The organism is Pseudoalteromonas sp. J010 (genome assembly GCF_003934235.1).
Classification (GTDB): Bacteria; Pseudomonadota; Gammaproteobacteria; order Enterobacterales; family Alteromonadaceae; genus Pseudoalteromonas; species Pseudoalteromonas peptidolytica.
In genome coordinates this window covers 111,863-135,492 of the sequence record NZ_RDBW01000002.1, presented here as the reverse complement: position 1 = coordinate 135,492, position 23,630 = coordinate 111,863, and the positions used below count along the sequence as shown (strand labels likewise).

General features: G+C 43.9%; 18 protein-coding genes. 12 read left to right on the top strand and 6 right to left on the bottom strand.

Features of this window, described 5'->3' with window-relative positions; translation table 11 throughout:
• Positions 1-291: 291 nt before the first annotated feature.
• The 4 genes from EAG18_RS02050 to EAG18_RS02035 all read left to right on the top strand — a co-directional run bounded on the left by EAG18_RS02050 (position 292) and on the right by EAG18_RS02035 (position 4,047).
• Positions 292-987, top strand: coding sequence for a response regulator transcription factor (locus EAG18_RS02050; protein WP_125250750.1), 696 nt, complete (start codon positions 292-294; stop codon positions 985-987).
• Complete coding sequence (locus tag EAG18_RS02045; protein ID WP_125250749.1) at positions 984-2,363, top strand: HAMP domain-containing sensor histidine kinase; 1,380 nt, start codon at positions 984-986, stop codon at positions 2,361-2,363. The genes EAG18_RS02050 and EAG18_RS02045 overlap by 4 nt, the downstream gene beginning before the upstream one ends.
• Positions 2,364-2,429: 66 nt before the next feature.
• A complete protein-coding gene (locus EAG18_RS02040; RefSeq protein WP_125250748.1) occupies positions 2,430-3,305 on the top strand; it encodes a retropepsin-like aspartic protease in 876 nt (291 codons plus the stop codon).
• 202 nt (positions 3,306-3,507) lie between these two features.
• Positions 3,508-4,047 (top strand): carboxymuconolactone decarboxylase family protein, encoded by a 540-nt coding sequence (locus EAG18_RS02035; protein ID WP_125250747.1) that lies wholly within the window; start codon positions 3,508-3,510, stop codon positions 4,045-4,047.
• Positions 4,048-4,085: 38 nt separating this feature from the next.
• Here EAG18_RS02035 and EAG18_RS02030 read toward each other — a convergent pair whose 3' ends face one another.
• The 3 genes from EAG18_RS02030 to EAG18_RS02020 form a co-directional block, all read right to left on the bottom strand.
• Positions 4,086-4,508 (bottom strand): hypothetical protein, encoded by a 423-nt coding sequence (locus EAG18_RS02030; protein WP_125250746.1) that lies wholly within the window; start codon positions 4,506-4,508, stop codon positions 4,086-4,088.
• 11 nt (positions 4,509-4,519) lie between these two features.
• Positions 4,520-6,316, bottom strand: coding sequence for a S8 family serine peptidase (locus tag EAG18_RS02025; RefSeq protein ID WP_125250745.1), 1,797 nt, complete (start codon positions 6,314-6,316; stop codon positions 4,520-4,522).
• A gap of 101 nt (positions 6,317-6,417) precedes the next feature.
• Positions 6,418-6,822 (bottom strand): YbaN family protein, encoded by a 405-nt coding sequence (locus EAG18_RS02020; RefSeq protein WP_125250744.1) that lies wholly within the window; start codon positions 6,820-6,822, stop codon positions 6,418-6,420.
• A 256-nt stretch (positions 6,823-7,078) separates the two neighbouring features.
• Between EAG18_RS02020 and EAG18_RS02015 the strand changes: the two genes are divergently transcribed.
• Positions 7,079-8,317 (top strand): Zn-dependent hydrolase, encoded by a 1,239-nt coding sequence (locus EAG18_RS02015; RefSeq protein WP_125250743.1) that lies wholly within the window; start codon positions 7,079-7,081, stop codon positions 8,315-8,317.
• Between the two features lie 70 nt (positions 8,318-8,387).
• On the opposite strand, the gene EAG18_RS02010 is transcribed toward EAG18_RS02015, so the two are convergent.
• Positions 8,388-9,683, bottom strand: coding sequence for a porin (locus EAG18_RS02010; RefSeq protein WP_125250742.1), 1,296 nt, complete (start codon positions 9,681-9,683; stop codon positions 8,388-8,390).
• A gap of 312 nt (positions 9,684-9,995) precedes the next feature.
• On the opposite strand from EAG18_RS02010, the gene EAG18_RS02005 reads away from it, so the two are divergent.
• From EAG18_RS02005 to EAG18_RS01980, 6 genes are all read left to right on the top strand, one after another.
• Complete coding sequence (locus EAG18_RS02005; RefSeq protein ID WP_125250741.1) at positions 9,996-11,954, top strand: methyl-accepting chemotaxis protein; 1,959 nt, start codon at positions 9,996-9,998, stop codon at positions 11,952-11,954.
• Between the two features lie 288 nt (positions 11,955-12,242).
• A complete protein-coding gene (locus EAG18_RS02000) occupies positions 12,243-13,094 on the top strand; it encodes a D-hexose-6-phosphate mutarotase (RefSeq protein ID WP_125250740.1) in 852 nt (283 codons plus the stop codon).
• A gap of 392 nt (positions 13,095-13,486) precedes the next feature.
• Entirely contained in the window at positions 13,487-14,836 is a 1,350-nt protein-coding gene (locus tag EAG18_RS01995; protein WP_125250739.1) for a sigma-54 dependent transcriptional regulator, read from the top strand.
• Entirely contained in the window at positions 14,814-16,085 is a 1,272-nt protein-coding gene (locus tag EAG18_RS01990) for an ATP-binding protein (protein WP_125250738.1), read from the top strand. Before EAG18_RS01995 ends, EAG18_RS01990 begins: the two co-directional genes overlap by 23 nt.
• A gap of 61 nt (positions 16,086-16,146) precedes the next feature.
• The gene (locus tag EAG18_RS01985; RefSeq protein WP_125250737.1) at positions 16,147-16,383 is read left to right on the top strand and encodes a hypothetical protein; all 237 of its coding nucleotides are present in this window, start codon (positions 16,147-16,149) and stop codon (positions 16,381-16,383) included.
• A 91-nt stretch (positions 16,384-16,474) separates the two neighbouring features.
• Positions 16,475-19,285, top strand: coding sequence for a hypothetical protein (locus EAG18_RS01980; protein ID WP_125250736.1), 2,811 nt, complete (start codon positions 16,475-16,477; stop codon positions 19,283-19,285).
• 78 nt (positions 19,286-19,363) lie between these two features.
• On the opposite strand, the gene EAG18_RS01975 is transcribed toward EAG18_RS01980, so the two are convergent.
• The gene (locus EAG18_RS01975) at positions 19,364-21,175 is read right to left on the bottom strand and encodes a PKD domain-containing protein (RefSeq protein ID WP_125250735.1); all 1,812 of its coding nucleotides are present in this window, start codon (positions 21,173-21,175) and stop codon (positions 19,364-19,366) included.
• Positions 21,176-21,561: 386 nt separating this feature from the next.
• Positions 21,562-22,719: a hypothetical protein gene (locus tag EAG18_RS01970; protein ID WP_125250734.1), complete on the bottom strand. Its 1,158-nt coding sequence runs from the start codon at positions 22,717-22,719 to the stop codon at positions 21,562-21,564.
• Between the two features lie 213 nt (positions 22,720-22,932).
• Between EAG18_RS01970 and EAG18_RS01965 the strand changes: the two genes are divergently transcribed.
• A complete protein-coding gene (locus EAG18_RS01965) occupies positions 22,933-23,547 on the top strand; it encodes a PQ-loop repeat-containing protein (RefSeq protein ID WP_125250733.1) in 615 nt (204 codons plus the stop codon).
• The last annotated feature ends 83 nt before the right edge of the window (positions 23,548-23,630 follow it).

The following is a 23,630-nucleotide window of genomic DNA, read 5'->3' as shown; positions in this document are numbered from 1 at the left end:
ATTGATAAGTAATGTAAAAGTCCTTTTATTATAAATAGTTACCACCCATCAAGAGGGCGAGTGGTTGATTGTTTTTTGTTATGCGGTGTTTGCAGCTTGGTATAATTTGCTATGGTCACTACGTTTAATAAGCTGTGCAGTTGTGGCATAGTGCGACTATTGACATAATCAGCTGACGGATCGCTTACTTGAGTGGGCGCAATTGACTCTCATCACAATAATGATGAAAGGTATTGCGGCTATCAAAAGGATTCGAATACTTCAGCACGACTCGTTAAGTTAATTTCAACAATGCCTAACCAATATACTGTTTTATATGTCGAGGATGACCCAAGCAGTGCCGAGATTTTAAGTTTATATCTGGCACAATCGGATATGCAGGTTGTCCATTTCGATAACGCCCCAGATGCCCATCGAGCCTTACAAAACCTCACATTTGAGCTTGCGATTTTGGATGTTATGCTCCCAGGAGGCGATGGCCGTGAGCTACTTAAAGAAGCCGTTATGCGCAACATTCCTACCATTATGGTGACCGCCAAAGTGTCTGAAACCGACCGCCTTGAGGGGTTTGAACTTGGCGCGGATGATTATGTGTGTAAGCCTTATAGTCCGCGTGAAGTTATCTCTCGAGCAAAAGCGCTATGTAAGCGCAGCTATCGTGGACAGCAAAGTGCCGCTTTGCTATTTGATGGCTTAAGCATTAACTTAGAGAGCAAATCCGTCACTGTGGCAAAGCAGACTCCTACGTTGACGGCGGTAGAGTTTGAGTTACTACTCACCATGGCCAAACAACCTCACCAAGTATTTAGCCGTGCACAATTAATTGAGCAAGTGTGGGGGAGCGATGCACCGATCACAGACCGTGCCGTTGACACGCATTTAGCAAACCTTCGTAAGAAACTAGGTGATAGCAAAGCTGAGCCTAAGTTTATTGCTACGCGTTATGGTCAGGGTTATCAATTTATTGCGCATAAGGTATTGCCATGAAAATAAAAACTAAATTTACCTTACTTGTGGCACTATGTACCTTTGCATTGCTTGGGAGCTTTTATCAGTTATCTAAACACTCGGCGGAGCGCACCTTTTTAGCGTTCAATAAGCAAAGTGCGGTGACATTTGGGCATACATTGCTTGATGATGACTTAGTGGAAGCCGCATTGGCTGACAAAGCTTTTGTAAACCCAGAAGCGACGCTGACGTTTTTATCAGCGACTTTTCCCGAGCAACTGTTTATTTGGCGAGACACCAAGTTAACCACGAGTGCAAAAACCCTCGACCCAACGCTCTCAATTGAGTATGAGCAGGTAAAATCCGGTCATCAATTTTCAATTCATCATCCCGGTGTTGCAGCCTTTGTGGTGCAATTTAATGAAGTGCAACATGAACTGGCGCAAAATGAAGAATTATTTTGGCTTCCCAAGGTACTGCTAGACAGGTCGTTTGAAAAGGAAGCACTACAGCAAGCGATGCTGGACGATTTTATGCTTACTTTGGTCATCTTATCGATTATTGCTGCATTACTTGCGTGGCTGGGGTCGTGGTACTTCTTGTCGCCGCTTAAACAGCTTAAACGTAGCTTTAAGGCGATAGAGTCGGGCGAGTTAGATACCCGCTTGGCGCTTAAGCGCCATGATGAAGTGGGTGAAATCATTAGCAGCTTCAATAATCTTGCTGCGTGGTTACAGGGGTTGCATCAGCAATATAAACAAATGAACTCAGACTTATCTCATGAGCTCAGAACCCCACTTAACGGCATTCGCTCACGCTTGGAGGCAATGGAAGACGGCATCTTACCGATGGATAAAGCTCAGCTGGCAGTGATCGCCCAAGACCTTCACAACGTCAATCGTATCATCGACGACTTGTGCTTATTATCGTTAACCGAATCAAAACAACTGACGTTGTCACCTACACAGGTGAATGTTTCTGAGTTGCTAAGTGCGCTTTTGGTGCGTTATCAAGCGCAGGCACAGGAGCAAGGTGTGGCGTTGACAGCGGATATTCAAGCGGGCGTAACCGCTACGCTCGATGCAGGAAGAGTTAGGCAGATAGTGGTGAATCTACTCGATAATGCGTTTAAATACGGCGCTGATGGCGGCATTGTAATGCTACACCTACATTATCAAGACAATGAACTGGTTATCACGGTGGCTGATCGCGGTCAGGGTATGTCTTCTACTCAATTAACACAAATATTTGAACGCTTTTACCGAGTTCAGGCGTCACGCCATGACACATCTAGTTTAGGGCTCGGCTTACCAATTTGTCGTCAACTTGCTGAGTTGATGGGAGCGACCCTGACTGCCAATAGCACTGAAAATCAAGGAGCGAGCTTTACGCTGAGGTTTTCTCGACTAACTTGATAATTGCTTGACAATTGCTCGGCATAGTTAGCTCAACAAAAACATCAACAGTTTGAGAGCAAGATTATGAGAGCAATTATTTTATCAGTATTAGCATGTACTACCGTTGGCTGTGGCATCACCGCGTCTACCAAACCTGAGTCACTAACCTTACCGATGAAGTATACCGAGAAAGGTCATGCCTATGTAATGACAGCGCTTAATCATCAGATCACGCATCCCATGATTTTAGACAGTGCTGCGAACTTGGGGGTTTTACCCTCTCATTTAAAAGCCGCACTTGCTTTGCCAGAAGATAAAATCAGCACAATGAAAGTGCAAGGAGCCAATGGTAATTCAGAGCTGGAATTGACAAAGATAGAGCACACGAGTGTCGGGCGCTTTGCAATTGAGTCGCTGCCTTATGTATTTAAAGATATGGATAATTTAGAGGTGGAAGGCGTCTTACCTGGCATTTTGGGGCATGGATATATGTCGCAATATTGTAATGTGTTTGATTTTAAAAATAATGCGTTTAGTTTGTATCAGGGGGATTGCCCAAGTAGTGTGACACAAGGTCTAAAAAGTGCGCGCTTTACGATAGACGACGACTTTATCAAACTCACAGCAAGTTTTAATGGTGAACGGGTGGATGCGTTACTAGATACCGGCGCGACAACTAATTACATCAACTCACACTTGGCAAATAAGCTATCTTTGACGCTTGGTAAAGAAGATATCAGTCGAGGTCTAAATGGTATAGAAAATAAAAAGGTCGCCATAGAATCACTGCGCTTTAGCGTAGGTGGCAAGGAAATCATCAATACAGAAAGTCACTTGTCAGATATGCCGGTATTTGAGGTGCTTGGATATAAAGATGAGCCATTTATCCTACTTGGCTTAAGTAACTTTAAGGATGACAAGCTAGTTATCGACTATGCTGAAAACAAAATTTATTTTTGATCCCAATGCTGCTGGCTTGACCTGACCAGCCAGTAGCGAATTATATTTCATACTAATTTAGAAAGTTATTGTGTTTACTATAGCGAATAGTTATTTGAACGATCATTCAAGTAAGGTTAGTCTAGTACTCAATGAGTAGTTAACCTGAGGTTAGTTAGATCTCGGGTTATACCAATACAAAATGCACCAAAAGGAGCAAGTTATGACTGACTTTACAATCCATACTGTGGACTCTGCACCGCAAAAAGGTAAACCATTACTCGAGAAGTCCCAGCAAGCGTTTGGCCGTATTCCAAACCTTCATGGCGTGATGGCTGAGTCGCCTGAGCATCTACATGGTTATCAAGTGTTACACGAAGCGTTTTTAAACAGCTCGTTCAATAACGATGAAAAAACCGTGGTATGGCAAGCGATTAACGTAGAGCATGAGTGTCATTATTGTGTGCCTGCTCACTCCGCTATCGCAAAATCAATGAAAGTGAGTGATGAGTTGGTCAAAGCATTGCGTGAGCAAGCACCATTGGGCGATGAAAAATTAGAAGTATTGCGTGCCACAACGCTCGAAATGCTGCGTGAGCGCGGTAAGTTAAGTGATGCACAAACTAAAGCGTTTTTTGCCGTGGGTTACACCAAGCAAAACCTGTTGGAAATCATTTTAGCGCTAAGTCAAAAAGTGATGAGTAACTATGTGAATCATATTGCACACACGCCACTAGATGACGCTTTTAAGGCGTTTGCATAGTGTGCAGAGGAGGCGTCGCGCCTCCACTTCATAACCCTTTACTCGCTTTCTAATCCTTCGAGTTGTAGACCAATTTGTGTGCTCAATACTCCTGGCTGAGCGCGTAATTGAGCGTTTAATACTTGAAGATCTATCTGTGAGTCAGCATGCCTATAAATAGCGCGATTGCCCCTGACATAACTTAAAACCAGCGTATTATCTCGCGCAAAAGTTGTGGCATCGATCACTGAAAGGTGCTCCACGATAATTTCCCCCGTGACCGTGTACAATTCGCCGGTTGACGGCGACTGTAGCTGCAAGCCTTTTGTTAAGGTAACACTATTCGCTTCTACAGCAATAAACTCTTGATTATTAATAGTAACAGCAGTGCCTTGAGAGGCTTCTACCAGCTCAACCAATGCGTCGTTGTTTGCAAAAGCATGGCCACTCAGTAATAAGGCAGTTAAAACGATTGCTTTCATGAAGGTTCTCCTTAGTTATGACCAATAAAACGAATTTGCCATGAGGTGAGTACACCATCTTGTGCATTATTTCTGTGAACTGCTCGAATATCTTGTGCGCCATTACGAGGGTCAAATACGAACGCCTCATCTTCACCTTGTGTATCAATGAGCCGGATTGTCCATTGGCCTTGAGCGGCTTCACCATAGAAGTGATGTGACAACATTTGCATGTCATCAAAACCATTACGACCTGTGATCGTTCCAGTTCTTGGGGTCATCAATACACTGCGAGTGCCTGCTGGAGAAATAAGTTCAATTGCCACGTCTCGTGTGCTGGTATGCTCTCCAGTTACTCGGATCTGGACAGCTTCAACGGTGACATCGTTGTCAATTTGTACCGAGCTTTCACCACCTGCAACTGAACCATCAGGTATGGTTACGTTGGCATCAACTTGCTGCCACGGTGTGATAGTAAAATTGCCGCGATCTGCATTATAGAATCTTGCCATGTGAACTGCCGCGTCAACATCTACGGCACCGAAACCATAAAAGGTATGGAAGTCATAACCTGCCGCGTTAGTTTGCCATGTAGGGATAGCGTCGTACTGTTGTGCTTCGCCCTGTGCATTGTTAAAAGTCAGGGTGACGCCTGGGTGCTCCGCATCAATTTTGCGTGCGGTAGAAGCTAATATGTGCCTGACATCGCGCCAAGTCAAAGCGGGGTTTGCTGACATAATTAATGCGATTGCACCTGTTGTATTTGGTGCTGCTGAAGACGTTCCATTCATTGTGGCATTATAGTCACAGTGTGGGTCGAGTGGGTGCCCACCATGCAAGCTGTTACGTAAATTGGCTGGGTTTTTACCCCAATCGCAACCGCTGATATCGGTTGAGATGATCGCTGGTGTTGTGGAGCCATACTCACCACCCGGCGCGCTCACAAATACACTTGAACCGACCGTAGAGTATGAAGAAAGTTTGCCATCTGCGTTATATGCTGAGACCACTAAGTTCCAGTAACTGGTATCAATTCGCTCGAGGTTTACATTTTGCATCGGTAAGCCGTGGTTACGATTTGCAAACCATAAGTAACCTGAGCCAAGACCACGGGCGTTAAAGCTTTGTACCCGATACCCGTTGCCCGCTGACTTCACGAAAATAGCACCGCGTCCGCTGTGACTGGTGGTGGTGATCTCTTCTTGTGCCTGTTCATAGGTTTGTAGCCATGGTGTTGAGTCATAATTAAAGCGCTGCGGTGCAGATAAGGTGCGACCATAGCTTTGATTGAACACCCGAGGAAAATCAAATGAAGCCTTGTTAAAACCATCAGAATACATGCCGTGAGACTGTAGCCAGTTCTCCATATTGCCATTTTTTAGGTAGTTAAAACCAACAAGTCCAGCTCTTGAAGCAACCCCACGACCACCAATACCATTAAATGCAGTTGCTGCAATAATTCCTGCAACACCGGTACCGTGACTGTCACTGCTGTTGGCTGGTTTTAAGTCTGGTGAGTTGGTTAGAAAGTCCCACGATCCTGGTTTTACATTATTAATTAAATCGGGGTGTGTCAGCTCAACACCACCGTCAATTACAGCGGTGGTGACGCCGCTTCCCATAATGCCAAGCGCATGAGTTAAACTTAAGTTCAGATCTTCTCCTGCCACGCCACCTCGTTCAGAAAAAGCATTTTGTCCGGTGTTTTTTAGATGCCATTGCTGGTGTACGAGAGGATCACCGGGAAATAAAGGATATTCCTGTTGGGCGCTGGCAGAACTTGCCATTATCCCTAACACTGTTGCTAGATAGGTTATTTTTATTTTCATAGTATCTCAACTTGTTGTTGCTTCTTTTACAAGAACAAGAGGTATACCTTAAATGGGTAGCAATGTAAACTTCAGGTTTATTTTGTTTTATTTGTGTGTTTTTAATCTCTAATGTTAACAGGCGTTGTGCTTGGGCGTGAAAATATATAACAAAGCACTGTGGCCTCGATGCTTGCGACAACCCAGATCACCCACATAGGTGCAGCGCTTAGACTTAGTATGACAAGGCCAATCGTCATTCCTACTGTTGCACCAATTTTACCTTTGGGTGGAATAACTTGATATTGTTGCCATGCCACTAGGCTGGGGCCAAATTTTGGGTGAGTCAGTAGCCAGTGCGCTAATTTTGGAGAGGAGCGAGTAAAGCAGCCCAGCGCGAGAATGAAAAAAATAGTCGTAGGCATCACAGGTAACGCCATACCTATAAAACCAAGCCCAACAAACAGGATCCCTGCTGCGTGAAACCAGAAACAGCGGTTGAATAGGGAGGTGTTATGTTTTGGCATTGAAATTCTCACTTTTCAAGCGACAGAGACAGTCACTTCACACACTTAAAAGCATACCACAGAGCCGGAAATTCGCGAATTTTCAACTAAGCTAAAGCTAAGCTTAAGGCAGAGTCCAAGCCTGAATCAAAGTGAGCACCTAGTTGGTATAGGTAGTAACTGGTGAGCGTAGCAGGCACATATTGTCGGCTGAGGGTTATAGTTACGAAGTGAATAACAGCACACGGAAGGTGTCATCGAAAATGAGGAGTGAGTTATGAAAGTGAATTTGGAACGTCTCAAGTCAATGCTATTCGCGCTCGCAGAGTTTGGCTACAACCATGAAGACAAGGGGATCTATCGACAAGGGTTTAGTGACGAAGATTTTGCAGCTAGAAAGTGGCTGATGTCCTGTGCACAACAAGAGGGATTTATAAGCCGAATGGATGGTGCAGGCAACGTGATCATTGAAATGACTTCTCCTGAAATAGCAACAAAACCCGCAGTGATCATAGGTTCGCACTTAGATAGTGTGCCAGCTGGTGGTATGTTTGACGGCACGCTGGGTGTTGTTGCAGGCTTTGAATGCCTGCGAGTGCTTAAAGAGCAAGAGGTAGCATTGACTCATCCAGTATGGGTAATAGGTACTAGTGAGGAAGAGGGACGTTTTAGTGGCATGATTGGCGCACAGGCGTTAACTGGAAAGTTAACCACACAGCAATTACTCAGTAGCCATGATGCCGATGGATATATGCTCAGTGACGCTATGCGCGCTCAAGGGTTAGAACCGATGGCGGCGCTGGGTGCAAAATTACCGCCAGAGCAAATTGACTGCTTTTTAGAACTTCATATAGAACAAGGTCCTGTACTTGACCAAAGCGGAATACAAATCGGCGTGGTAGAGGGGATTGCTGGCGTATTTAAATGGATGGTTAAGTTAATAGGTAAAGCGAGCCATGCTGGGACTGTGCCAATGGAAATGCGCAGTGATGCCTTTATGGGGCTGGCAGACTTTGCTTATCAGCTTGATAGAATTATTGCCGAAGATGGTACTGACACTACAAGGATCACGGTTGGCAAAGCGGAAATCAAGCCTGGCTTTGCACATACTGTGGCGGGCGAGGTTAATTTTACTATTGTGGCGCGCGATATGGATGAAACGATAATGGAAGCCTTGGAGTTGGCCTGTCATAAGGTATTAACCGCGATTGCTCGTAAGCATCAATTGGTGTTTGAGCATGAGCGGATGAGTTGGGTACCACCAGTAAAATGTTCACCAGATATGATCCAGTTTATCCGCCTACAAGCAGACGCTTTGTCACTTAATTATCAAATCATGCCAAGTGGCGCTGGACATGATTGTCAGGTTTTTTGTGATATATGTCCAACGGGACTTATTTTTATCCCGTCTCTTAACGGTGTTAGCCATTCACAAGACGAATGGAGTCACTGGCATGATGTTGAAGCGGGTAGTAATTTGCTGCTCCATTGCGTGTACCAAAAGGCGATGCGCTAATAGCTACATCGCCCTGAATGCCACGCTTTTGCAGGTTTATGCGTGAATTTTATTGGCGTCCCCTGAACGGCTAAAAATAGTAGCCAAAGTTAATATTGAAGCGACGCTCGGTTTCATCGCTATCGCCAGCAATTGAGCCGCCAATAAACGGCTGGTTTTTTGCGTGAACTAAGTCAACATAGGTAAAAAATGCACCAGCGGCAAGTGATACGCCCGTTACATTCATCCATGTATCTTCAGTGTTATCGGATTTATCATAAATAATACCGAAGTCATTATAAAATTGCAGATCGGTAATAGGACCAAACTCAACTGGCATACTGTAAGCTAAGTTAACATTTGACATGGTTGCTTCTGCTGCAATTGAGTCATAGAAAGCATAAGCGCCCACAGCCATGCGATTCACGTCATCAATATCGTAGTTGTACTCGCCATGCTGTAACTGCAAGTTCCAAGGGCCTATATTGCTATTTAGGTGCAGCGCCCATGCGTGGTAATCGCCGGCACGGTCATTCCCGTCGTGTAAACCACCGGCCAATCCTGAGAGGCCAATTTCTGTGACACCACCGCTGTGCTCAAGGTGGTAGGCATAGCGGCCAACAAACGTATTGTATTCACCGATTGGTTGAGTGGGATCATCATAGACACCATCTCCCGCTTTACGAAAACCAACGACGTCATAAGAATAGCGGTCACTGCGGTCATCAACGTAACCATCTACGCCACCTAACTCGTCATTTTTAAAAAAGCCGAGGTCGAGCTGCCAGTTATCTGCAACTTTTCGTTTAAAGACCACCCCCATATCATGATCATCTTCGAGGCCAATATAATAGGTGGTGTTAAAAAACCAGTTATGAGAGTTGTAAGGTGAATTGCCAAAAGGCACTTTGGTCATACCAACCTGTGCTTGCCAATTCTCGGCGAAATCGTAGTCTAAATAGGCATACTTTACAGCAGTCATGTAGTCAAAAAAGCGGATTTCTGCATTTAAGCCAAACCCACCTACGTTACCTGAAAAGTTAAGCCTGAAAATATCGAAATCAAAATCACCGCCGCGATTTTTATTGTCATCATCGTATGAGGTATGACTGAAATTAGTTCGTACGGCGCCGCCAACTTTGATACTTGGCTTTGGCTCTGCTGCGGCAACGGTGGTTGTGGTGTTACCTTGCGCTTCAGCTTTTTCAGCTTTTGCAAGTTCTTCCTGCTTAGCTCGAGCTTGTTCCTTCTCCTCTAATTGCGTGAGTTTCTTTTGAAGTTCAGCCAATTGGCGTTTTAATAGGTCAATTTCTGAATTATTGGCAAGCACTGGATTAGTGCTAAGTGCTAGACCTAATCCCAGTGAGATGGTTGAAAGTTTTAACATAGTTGTCCCGTTGTTAAGTGGTTGAGCGCAAAAACTTCTTACGGATAATAGACTATAAAAACCAATTTTGCAGAAGATGGCATATATGGTCTAGTAATTAAAAAGCTGAGTTGAAAAGTGCGTTATCACACCTGACCCAGACATTTTATCAAGTTGTTACAATAACATGCCGAAGGCTTTACCCCAAAGTCACCGAGATAAGCGGTCATAACGACCAATAATAGCTGCTCAAGTAGTCATATTTTTGTGTCATTCTTGCTCAATAAGGTATCTATCACTATATTTTTATAATCGATGAAATGGTGTTGATTCATGAATATATCGCAAAAGTTAAGACTATCGTTTGCAGTGGCAATCGCCCTGCCGTTACTGATTATCGCGGGGCTCATTATTAGTCAAACAAGGCAGCAGGGTATTGAGACTTTTTCAGAGCTAAGCGATAGAGAAGCGATCCAAGTCGATAATGGCATTCAGATGTTTTTTGATGAAATTGCAAAAAATGTTGATTATCTAGCTTCCCACCCTGATGTGTTAAGTGCCCGTCAAGGCGTACAAACGTATATGGACAAAACCAGTGCAAGCCGTCTCAACTCAATGGCTGGTAGTGAGAGTGAACGCGCAGCATATACCCTGTTTGAGCACTTTGGCAAAACCCACCCTGGCATTGCCTATATCTATATGGGTAATCAGCAAGGCGGGTATATTCAATGGCCGTTGGGACAAGTAAATGCCAATTACGATCCACGTCAGCGCCCATGGTTTAAAACAGGACAGGGCGGTAATGGCGATACTATCCGTACAAGTGCTTACTATTGGGCGCCAGATGATATGGTGATAGTGTCGACGGTGAAGGCCGTGAAAGCTAACGGCCAAAATGTTGCAGTGCAAGGCATGGATGTATCTTTGCAGGGATTAACCAAGATTATTCGTAATATTAAGCTCGGAGAAACGGGATACTTAATGCTGGTGGAGGATACCGGTAATGTCCTAGTTGATGCGAAGTTTTCGGAACACAGGTTTAAGAAGTTAAATGACATCGCAAATGGCCGTTATCGTGAATTGGCACAAAATAATGATGGTCTATTTGAGTTGGAAATAGACGAAAAAGACTATTTTGCCAACATTTATACGTCGCCTAAGCTTGGCTGGAAATTTATTGGGTTAGTTGAAAAAAGTGAAGTAATGGCAGCATCAAACGCAATGACGCTGACCATTCTAATCTTGAGTGCCGTGCTGATTGCCATTTTTGTGGTGCTGGCCAATTACATCTCCAAGTTGATTTCAGCGCCTATTGTAGAGGTGAGTGATGGACTGACTGAAATATCGCAAGGGGGAGGTGATTTAACCCAACGTCTAGATATAAAAACCAAAGACGAAACAGGTAAACTCGCAACTAGTTTTAATCAATTCCTAAATTTAATCGCTGAATTAGTGGCACAAATAAATGAATGTGCGCAGCAAGTAAATGAAACATCAAAACAAACCGCGTCGCAGTCTGATCAGCTCACTGGGGCGACGAGTCAACAGCAACAAGCGTTGGAAATGGCTGCCACAGCCATCAACCAAATGGCGGCTACGGCCAATGAAGTGGCGGCCAGTTGTGCAAATGCCGCAGAGCTGGCTGGTCAAACGCAACAAGCCTCTGAGCTTGGGCAAAGTGTGATTACAGAATCGGTAGAGAGTGTAGCCACTCTATCTGAAGTTATTAACAAGGCGACTTCAGATATTATGCAGCTTGATACTGAAAGCGAAAATATTATGTCTATTTTAAGCGTGATACGAGGCATTGCTGAGCAAACTAACCTATTGGCGTTGAATGCTGCAATAGAAGCAGCGCGCGCAGGTGAGCACGGTAGGGGATTTGCTGTGGTTGCAGATGAAGTAAGAGCCTTGTCGCAACGTACTTCAGAGTCAACAGAAGAAATTGCATCACAGCTTGATAAGCTGCGAAAAATGACTGAGTTGGTATCTGGGGAAATGAAGCGCAGCCTCACACGCACAGAAAAAACAGTGGAGTTGACTAACTCTGCACAGCAACAGTTTTCCGAGATCACTCAAGCAATTGTGAATATCAGTGATTTAAATACGCAAATTGCTACCGCAGCCGAAGAGCAACAGCATGTTGCAGAAGATATTAATCGCAACGTGGTAGAGATTAAAAATGCCGCAGATAGTGTGAGTGATATAGCGGTGAACACAAATGAAAACGGAGTGAGGCTGCATTCTTTATCTAGCGCATTGACCGATTTAGTTGGCAAATTTAAGGTGTGATCCGCCATAGATTGAAACAGCATGAGTATGCTCACTCTTATCCAAACCTTAATATGTATCGCTGAAAGTGGGGATGGGTGAGCTGAATGGTTCTAATCGCCCATAGTAACCCGCTTTCTTGCCCATACTTACTATATTTTAAGGCTTTTCCCTGCGCTCAAAAAGTACCTGATAACGCAATATTTAATTATCAAGTAATTGAATAAGTTTCAAAATGATTGATAACAGTTTACTCGCAGTATTTAAGTGGTAAGGTAAGCATATCATCGAGTTGACGTAGGAATTACCATGGAACTATCACCTTCTGTTTCGATTGAGCGCACAGAGTCAGGTCTGGAATATATCTGGGTTGACAGTGCACTGTGTCAGGCAAAGATTTTTTTACAAGGCGCACAGCTGACGGAGTTTACACCAGCTGGAAAAGGCAACTTAATCTGGGTTTCTGAGGCTGAAGATTATCTCGAAGGAAAACCAATTCGAGGTGGTATTCCTATTTGTTGGCCTTGGTTTGGCGTGCATAGTCAGGCTGAGTGGCCTATCCATGGCGTCGCGCGTAAATTGGTCTGGCGTGCTGATAGTGTGATAGAAAACGACAACGAAATTATCGTAAAACTCACTTTGCCAATGACCTTGGTCGAAGCGCAATATTGGCCCCATCAATCAACGTTAGCAGTTGAATTTGTGCTTTCAGATAAACTGGCTGTGCGACTGACTAATACGAATACAGGTGATGTGCCTTTCACTCTGACACAAGCTTTACACACCTATTTTCCGACACCAGAGATTGGCAGCACCACGGTGGATGGGTTACAAGGTGCTAAGTATATTGAGTTTGGTGAAGGCCCATATGAGCAAAATGAGATAGTGAGTTTTGCGCGCGAAACAGACATGGTTTATACCCAAGCGGGCGCAGTACAAACGATTAATACCCCAGCTGGAATTATTGAAGTAAAACGTGAGCAATCTAGCTCTTGTGTATTGTGGAACCCCTGGATTGAGAAGTCACAACGCCTAAGTAATTTTAATGACGAGGAGTACCATAACATGCTGTGCTTGGAAGCTGCGAATGTTATGGACGATGCTGTACAGTTGGCACCTGGAGAAAGTCATACACTAGGCACAGTGCTGCGCTGGTTATAACGCGTGTTTGTGTGTGCTTTGCTTCTAAATCAAACACTAACGACATTAGATGTTGTTATTTAGTACAAACTAAATAGCATAAGGATGTATAGGTCGTAGTGATAGCGGTGATGCCGACTAGGTTTCCTCGGTGAAAAGTAGCTCACTTAACTAAGCAAATAACTGAGCAACCTGAATTCGGGATAATAACTTGAACTCTAGCAGCTGTTACCCCTTACTACAGCGTTAAATTTGTTTAGCTATTGACGCACAAATTTGCTTTGTATCAAGAAAGAACTGCGAGCTAGCGTGATATTACACCTTTTGAGCTCAGGTTCACTAAATTGGCATAAATGAAATCTTTGCGGAGCAACTTCGCTCCGCAAAAGCAATAAAAGAATAAAAACTCTGCTATGGAAAATCCGACCATCTTGGTTATTGACGACAACGCTGAAGTTCGTCTAAGTGCTGCATTTTTTTTGGAAGATCAGGGTTTTAATGTAATCGAAGCCGACACACCTGAGCTTGCTAAAACACTCATTACTAAACACAAGATTGCCCTTGCGCTGTTAGATATGAATTTTGCTCGCGATACCACCTCGGGAAATGAAGGTATTGCTTTTTTACAGTGGTTACAGTCACAGCACATTACGCTGCCGGTGATCTGCATTACCGGTTGGGGGAATGTGACCTTGGCTGTATCTGCAATGCAGCTTGGTGCGTGTGACTTCATCGAAAAACCATGGGATAACCAGCAATTACTACAAGCAATACAACAACAACTCACCATCACGGCAAAGCAAACGAATATCATGTCACAGGTGCCTACTACCTCAGAGTTCCAGTGGCAATCTAGCGTGATGCGCTCGCTGTATAAGCAGCTTGAAAAAGTTGCGAAAACACAGGCGCGAGTATTATTGACAGGACCTAGCGGAACTGGAAAAAGCCATCTAGCTCACTGGTTACATCAACACTCTGAGCGAGCTCAAAAACCTTGGGTGGAGGTTAACATGGGCGCTGTACCTGCATCTTTGTTTGAGAGTGAAATGTTTGGTCACCGTAAAGGTGCCTTTACTGATGCAAAACAGCATCGGGTAGGGCGCTTTACGATGGCACAAGGCGGAACATTATTTCTTGATGAAATAGTGACGATCCCACTACCGTTGCAAGCCAAATTGTTACGCGTTTTAGAAAATGGCAGTTTTGAAGTCGTTGGAAGTAGTCAAACTCAACAAGCGGATTGCAGGCTCATTTGCGCAACTAATGCCAATCTTGAGCAGATGGTTAGCGCCGGTGAGTTTAGAGAAGACTTATTTTACCGTATTAATACCATAGTGATTGAGGTGCCACCACTGGCTGAACGACATGGGGATATCGTACCGTTGGCTGAATTTTTTATTGCCAAGTACAGCCAGCAATATGGTGAACCTTTAAGGCAATTAAGCGATGAAGCTAAGGCGGCATTGGTAGAACATACTTGGCCGGGTAATATTCGAGAATTGAGTCACGTGATAGAGCGGGCTGTGTTGATGGCTGAAGGTGGTTATATTGCGCTAAGTGATTGCCAATTACGGTTTAAACGTGCGCCTTCAATCGTACCGAGTAGTTCTGGACAGACTTTACAACAAGTCGAGCGCGATATGATAGAGCAAGCGATGCAGCGCGCTCAAGGAAACGTCGCCGTTGCGGCTAAAGCCTTAGGGTTAACTGCTTCTTCGCTTTATAGGCGGTTAGAAAAGTATGGCCTTAAAACTGCTAACTAGTGCCGAACAGCGGCTCAACTGGTATTGCACCGTATTAACCCTAAGTTGCTCGATACTTGTGCTGCTATTACTTATTCAGTCTCCATTACATATCGTATGGGTCGGGGTGATAGTATCGAGTGTCTTAATCTTGTTAAGCGCTTTACAACTGCGGGTGTTATCCCATTGTCGGCGTATTATCACGCGCGCCAATTGGCAGCTAGAAGCCATAGCACAGAGCGACTTTACTCAAACAATGAAGCCCCACTATAAAACAGGTGTGGTTGCTGAGTTTGAGCAGCGGTTGTTGGCTCTAAGTACTCAGCTTCATACTCAAAAGCGTCGTTATCATAGCCAACAATTTATTATTTATCAGCTAATTGACAGCTTAAATACGCCTATTTTAATGTTTGATGATAACTTGAAACTGGCGTATGCCAATGGCGCTTTTTCGTCACTTTATCATCGTCCATGGCAAGAATGTAAAGGCGTAAATGTCACTCAATTTGGACTAATGCAGCAGGACGGGCATTGGCAATTTCAAGATCCCACAAAACAGTCGCGATGGCAGCTACACAGCAGTGAATTTTTTCAAGAGGGTAAGCAGTTTTCTTTATTGGTTGCGTTAGATATTACCAAAGCTCTGCGTCAGCAAGAGCTGGCCGCATGGCAGCACCTGATCCGAGTTATCAGCCATGAAATCCATAATAGTTTGACACCGGTGAGCTCTTTAGCGCAAACGTTACTGGCTAAAGCACAGAATGATAGAGATAAGCAGGCGCTGAGTGTGATCGGCCAGCGTTGCCAGCATCTACGGCAATTCGTTGGTCAATATGCAAAAGTCACACAAACACCAGAGTTAACCCGAGAGTCGATCTCTGTGAAGATGTTGCTATCGTCGGTGGCAGCCTTGTTTGAGTCAACCGACATCGAAGTGAATTGTACGGTGAGTAGCTTACAACTAGATAAAGCACTGATTGAGCAAGTATTGATTAACCTAGTCAAAAATGCCATTGAGGCATGCACAACAGAGGCACAATTAACGTTAAAAGCGTATTATCAGCAGCAACAGGCCGTTATTGAAGTGCTTGATAATGGTCCCGGTTTTGCTAATTTGGATAATATTCTCACACCATTTTATTCGACCAAAGCTGCTGGCCAAGGCATTGGATTGACTTTTAGCCGTAATATAGTGGAGCTACATGATGGACAACTGGTGTGTGAAAATACAGAGACAGGTGGGCGAGTAAAAATGATCTTTTCTATTTGATAATAGTTATCATTAGCATATAGTGAATGTTGTCTTCGAAATCTCAGCAAGGAGCTTTTATATGCTATTCACCTATCTATTGGCTTGTGCATTTATGTTTGTCGCGAATAGTTACTCCAAGTCTTGTCAACCTCAAGGGCAAACCAAAGCGAAATGTGCGGTGCTGTTAAGCGCAACTTTGATTGCGGCTGCAAAGTGGCAAGCTGGACTGAGTACGACAGTGATATTTTTTGTATTTGCGGTTTCTCTGGGTGTACTCAGCCTGTTTATAACGCTGGCGCAGCCACAGCAACAATAACGAAACTTAACGACTAACAAGTATAAAAATCACACTTTTTCTCTCAATATCTTGATAAGCTAGGCATAATCTAAGCGTTTTAGGACAGGTTATGCGTGCTCTACTCGTCGTATTAGTCGCTGTGGCAAATTTTGGTGCACAGGCTCAATGGCTAACCATTAAAACTGATAATTTTAATGTTCACTATCCCCGTTCATTGCAACACTGGGCCTATTCAGCGGCAAATGAACTAGAAATTGTAAGAGAGAAAGTGCTAGCCCAGCAAAGGCGGGCATTGGATGAGCGCGCTGATGTGGTGATCTATGACCCCGATAATGCGGCAAATGGCTTTGCGTTACCTAGCACAGATAAACCAATGATGGCACTGCTGGCAACGCCTCCCCAATCCGATTCCTTTATCGCAAACAACACGAGCTGGCAACAGCTTTTGATTTTGCATGAATATATCCATTTGGTACATCTTTCTCAGCCGAGCCGCAACCTGTGGCGTCAGCATCTGCGTGATTGGCACGATATTACTGACTTGCTGGATGCAGTACTACCACGCTGGGTGAGTGAAGGGTATGCCACTCTGTTGGAGTCAAGACTAACGGGTCGTGGACGGCTGTACGACAACTACAGTGAGAGCGTTGTGCGCTACTATGCGCAGCAGGGTGCATTGCCGACTTATGGTGCGTTAAACAATGGTGATAAATCTTATCTTTCTAATTCTATGGCGTATTTAGTGGGTGTACGTTTTTTAGCATGGTTGGAAGATAATTATGGTGCGCAGACTCTCGATGCAGTATGGACAAGAGTGCAAGCGCTTGAGTCTCGTAATTTTGAGACTGCTTTTCGAGGTGCGTTTGGAAAATCTGCCAATCAGTTATATCGACGCTTTGTTGTTGAGTACAGTTATCAAGCTATGCAGCAAGAATTGGCACTGCCACCAACAGCAAGCCAGTTGTGGCAGACGTTTTCATTTGATGCCAGAGATATTGTGTTTTCGCCGGATCGAAGCCGGTTCTTAGTGGTAGAGCAAGACCATAACCGTCGAGTGACACTAGGGATTTATGAAGCTAAAGACAATGACGAAGCTGCTGAGCAATTCAACATGCGCAATCAAGCCATCTTGGCTGCTGATCCAGGAGACGTACCGGATATTAAACCGGAAGTCTTTCCAAAAAAGCGTCTTGCACAATTTAATTCTCATAACTTTGGTGGGATCTATCACCCACAATGGCTCAATGACAAGCACATTTATTTTGTCGCAAAAACACCAACTTCAGAACATACCTTCGTCAATGATTTGTTCTTGTGGCAAAGTGATACGGGTGTATTAAAGCAGCTAACCCATGGTACTGGTATTCGCCGTTTTAGTATTATTGATGCGAATACTATCATCGCTGAGGTATCGCGTCAGGGCTATTCTCAATTAATGAAAATAGCGCTGGATTCTGGCGAGCTGACTCCGATCACTACAGCAAAACTTGGTGATGTCTATGATTTCCCCGTATTAGTTGAAAATAACTCGACATTAGCCTATTTGCGCGTGTCTCCAAATAAACGTTGGCAGCTGGTAGTTGAAGATCTTACAGGCAATTTAATTGATATTGTCTATCTACCAAAGCAGCACCAATATCTAACGGCATTACATTGGTCAGGCGATGAACATAAACTCTATTTCATCTCAGGGCTTGAAGGTCATATGAAAGTGATGCGTTATGATTTGTCGAGCCGCAAACTTGAAACCTTACCGAAAAACGCAAAGCCACTCAAGCAAGTATTGGTACACTCTCAAAAGGTATTTGTTAGTTATGCGACTCCTGAGGGCGTCAAATTGGCGCAAATTGTTTCACCGCGTTGGCAAGTCGTTCGGGTATCGGAGCCCGTCGATAATGCTGAGCGAAAAGCGCAGCATAAACATCAACTACCACCTGCGAAAATAGATCAAACAGCACACGAGGCCGTGGCGTATTCGGCATCTGAACAGTCTTACTCCATTGCTTTATCCGGTGCACTACACAGCGCTGCCTTTGACAGTGTTGGCGTGGCATTAAAAGGACAAGATGTGTTGAAGCACCTCTCATGGCAGTTGGGGATTGAGAAAAGCATTAATAATGGAGCGTTATTGGGAGGGTTTGCTCAGCTTGAATATCATCAACATAATTGGAAAACAACGCTAGATGCGGGGTATCAAGATCTCGCACCGGATAAGCAATCCAATGCAATATTAGGAAAGGGGAATGAAGCTCGCTTTAAGCAATTTGCGCTCACATCTAGCTATCGTTTTGGTGACATACTCAATAATGTAACGCCTGAATTTGGTGTAATTCGGATACAACAGGGTGACACTGTTTGGAACGGCAGCCGCTATGGGGCAAACGGCAATTTGGTTTGGGATGCACAGCAACACGGTACTGCGCTGCATGTATCTGCTAGTCAATGGTTGGGAGAGCTAAATGGCTTTGATTACCAAGTAAACTTATTCGCAAAAGCGTGGCATATTCCTTTCTATGCTTCGGTTGATAGCCGTTATAGTAATAGTCTCCCTATTTCACTTGGCGGTGGTCAGTTGACAAGTACCTCAACTAGCAACGGTTTGAACGCCATAAGTGAGCCAATGTTACCTTATTTGTTTGCCACAGGTAGTCGCTATTTGGGTTACGAATTTGCGACCTCATGGCAGCAAGGTAGACCTAAATTATTCTATAAGCAGCATCAAGTTGATAGTAGCGTTATTGGGCAAAGCTACGGGATAAAAATGCAATCATCATTATCAAAAACCGTGTTAGGCAGAGCCGCAAATTTTGCCCCTGCGGGTTTAACCGATCTGTATTTTAGTGCTGGTATTGGTCGCGTAGAAGGGCATAACATGGCAAATGAAAACCGAGTTTGGCTCGGAGTTTGGTACGAGTTGTAGTCAAAAAAGCGGGGGCAAGCCCCGCTCTATGTGCTTTACACTGCAATTTATACCAGTTTACTATTGTAACTAATGGTATTAGTTATGGTCTGCGACAATCTGTAATCCTGAGTATGCGTTGTAACCACGGATCATCACCCAATAACGACCAGCCCCTTCATTTAAATTGCAAGACTCATTGTTACCGTAGCGGTAAGGTCGACAAGTCCAATTGCTGGTAGTTGGCTCTTGACCTTTGAGGACATACAGGTCTGCATCACCTGTTCCGCCACTAATATTGAAGGTCACTGTATTTACCCCCGCCGGTGCATCATAGTAGAAAAACATCTCACTACCGCTGCTTCCCGACAAGTTGCTTTTTGCCACACCTTTGAAAAGCTTTTGCTCTTCACCTGGTAGGCTCACAGTTACTTGCTGACTAGTTGATGCCGTTGCACTAGTATTGTCCGTTATCGTGAGCTCAACATTGTAGCTACCCGAACCTGTAAAACTGTGTGATGTTTGCGCACCTGATGCAGTTGCACCGTCACTAAATTGCCAACTATATTGTGTGATGGCACCATTTGGTGAGTTGGAACTTGAACCATCGAAACTACACGAAAGGTCATTACAGTTGTAGGTGAACAAGGCGATTGGTGTGGGATCGGTTGTGCCATTATCCCCAACCGGGATCTGACCACCGAAGTGGCTAGAAACTTGCGGCCAGATCAGGCTAATTTTGGCACCTTTGTTAGTACAGCCACCTAAATGGTGCAGTGCGACAACGTTATTAGTTGCAGCTGCCAGTACTGGAGAGCCGGAAGAGCCACCAATAGTGTCACAATAATAGCCGATATCTGTGCCCGTTCCCCTACCATTGGCATTTGCTTGGTTCACAGAGCAAAGGCCGCTATTGTCTTGGTCTGACTCAATTGACAACTCTTTTGGATTACCAGAACCGTGTTGTGGGATATAAATACGTTCGCCTTGAGATGGGTTGCGCACATCAAGCCCAAAGTAGCCAAACGGCTGTGCTTTGGCGAAATCATTAATGGTGAAAAGCGTATAGTCTAGGGTGTAATCTGTTTTTAGGAAGTCTTTACCCGTCACTTTAACGACCGTTTCACGCTGGCTTCCATTACAGCTTGTGTTTTGATAGTTAAACCAGACCTCAGTATTTGCCAGCTCTGATGCAGAGCCAACACAGTGATTATTGGTAAACATGCGGTTATCAGCCCCGACACGCCAACCCGTACATAAGCCACTACCATTCATTAATAGCCTAGCCACAGGACGTGAGCGCTCAAACTCCACTGGGTGTGACTGCGCCCAGCACTGTACATCTTTACGCTCCATGGCACCACAGGTAGATAGAGTAGTGACATCGGTTGCACTCTCAAGATAGTTTTGACCTTCAACACCATGATAGTAAAAATCGATCTCAGGGGTTTTATCGGTTTTACCTGCACCCGGGATATACTCAACGATGACCTTATCAGCAGACACCGACATCGCTGAAAATTGTGTTATGCCATCATCAGATATCGTAGGGTCGATGGTGGCAGCACGAAGATTGTCTTGGCTGTAAGCGTAGTATTCGACATTGTCCTCTGAACGCACAATGAGTTTGCCACCTTGTTCAAGGTTCAGGTTTTTAAAGTGTAGCTTGATATAACTGGCGCCAGGGTGGGAGACTGTCTGGACAATTGCAGCCGAAACGTTAGCTGTGCTGGGACTTTGCTGCGATACGAGTGGTAAATGTAGATCATACTTCTTACCAATAGTTGCTTTACTCACCTTACTGGTGTATTCCATCATTTGGTTTTCTGTTAATGGTGCCTGCGCCATTGCCTGCGCCATTGCCAGACCAGAGGCCAAACCCAATACGGCAGTAATCATTTGTCGTTGCATTGTTATTCCTTTTGAGTGTGATTAGCGTAGATTGCTTAGTGGGTGATTGGTCATTGCGTGCCATTTGGTCTTATACCAATTAGCCTTAATACTTGCTCTGTTTGAAGGAGTTAACTGCGTAAAAATTTCTAACTTAGAGCAACTAAGTAGCGAAATTTTTACCTTGCCGATAGCAGGACGCGGTAGCGGTGTTATCGACAAGAGTTTCTCGCCTCAAAATAGACTACTTAATTAAGAGAATTGGTATAATCTACGTGCACTGTAGCGCACAAATTTAGCGCATTTTTTAAACACCCATACACCAAAGTAGAAACGACTGCGTGGATTGTAAAGTTTTTATTCACAAAATATACAAATAATTTACCTTGTGCGTTGATAATATTGCTTTATTGCACCATAAGTTGCGTTAGCATGTTTTGTTTCGCGCTATAAAGTGTTTTTTTGTATGTTTCTCTGGACTTATTAATTGCCTGATCAAAATATACTAATGCCGCTTGAAGGTTACCTTCTAAATAAGCGATTTTACCCAGCTCAGCATGGATTTCAGGCAGGTAGTGGTAGTTTAATAGCAGTGGCTCAATGAGCTTTTTAGCCTTGCGATAGTTTTGCTTATCAATATAACTCGAAGCCAGAGTTAGTGTGTCAAAAGGAGAGGCAGGACTGCGCTCGAGTTGTGCCAAAATAGATTCTCTCAAGGCGGTTTGATCTGCAGGTATATAATTTAAATAATTAAGAAGTAGGTTAGTGCTAGTAAGTTGCTGCTGTGCTGCGTAGGCGTAAATTTGTTTTGCACGTACTCTATCGCCTACGTGTTTGTGTAACAGCGCGGAAATGTTAATTGTTTCTGGATCATTGGGTGCATACTCAAGTGCTGCCATCAGTAGCGAGTAAGCTTTGTCATAGTCTGCTGCTAATAAAGCTGAAACAGCCAAGTTGGTATAAAACTTCGCAACCAGATCTGCAAAGGTTGCATTGCCAGAAAACACACTGTCTTGATTGGGAAAATAGTCAATAATGGTACCCGAAGAAAAAAACATCATACTATTGTCTTCTTGCTCTCTTGGGGTGATCAATTTGGTTTTAAAATGGCTGGAGGTCAGGACAAAGCTTTTATTTTTTTGGTAAACAGGGTAGCTATCAACTTTAGCATAACTGGTTTTTATCCCTAAAACATTGGCATAAGCTTGAGATACAATTGCTAACGAAATACAGTTTTCTGAGCGTTGTGAGAGGGCATCTTTGGCGATAAATGTTGCGCCATCATAGCTAAAGTCACCAATCTTATTTTGTAAAAAGTTACCGAGTAACTCATCTATGGTGATGTCACTATTTTTGTGTTTTTCTACATATTGCCACAGTGCTTGCACTTCACTCTGTGGCAGTGAAAAGATAGCTTGCTCTGATACTACAGGTTGAGGAGTGAATAATGCGTGATTAAATAATGAGGCAACCGTCATACTGGGTTTATCGGCTGTAGAAAAAGTCGGTGTTGAGCTACACCCGAGCAGTCCAATCGCGGTAAGTACTACAAATAGCCATTTCATTGTGAGTTCCCTGTATTTATTTTTATACGCCTGTATTTTAACCTTGCCAACACACTCAATACTGATCTCGCCATCATTCTTGTATTTTAAAAGTTAGCTCTTAAAATGCGCGCCTTCAAAAAATAAAACCCTAAAAATCATTGTTTTACTGTTTTTTAGTAAAGGTTTTACAGCACTTTAACTTAGCAACATTTTATACATTTGGAGTTTGCATTGAGCGAGTATTTACCGATCGTTTCCTCTTTCGTTTTGGTTTTAAGCTTTATTCCTTTGATTGGGAAAATCCGTAAAAATCGCAGTGCGTCAGGTGTATCGCTGTTGATGATGAGCTTTGGTGTTGCGCAAAGCACTTACTTTATTGCTTACAACGTCTTTTTTGAACGTTTCTTTATGGTGCTGCCTTTTGTAGTCACTGGATTACTAAGTGCTTTAATTTTATATTATTTTATTCGCTATAATGCAAGCACCAAACAGCGTAATCAACTTGCATTGTTACTGGGTGCATCGGCGTTGCCATTTACATTATTAATGATTACCAATTTGGCCGCATCGGTGGTATTTGAAGCGCTCACTTATCTTGGCCTGGTTATGAGCTCTATTCGTGTGATGCCACAAACATACAAAACGCTAAAAAGTGGTGATGTTTCTAATTTAAGCGCAAGGTATTTTTCTCTGCAATTCTTGGCTGGTGGAATAGGACTAGCGGCGGAGTTGAGCCTTGCTCATGTCAGCGTGGCACATGTGATGATGTTTGCGATGATCTTACTTACTAATGCGGCTCAGCTTGGCTGCATCCAATATTATCGTTCTCGCCCAGCATTGGCTTGAGCGATGTAATACCCGTTAGCGCTAAAACTAGCTACTAGAAAGGCATTAATTATCCGAAGCTCAGGCTTTTTAGAGCAACTAAA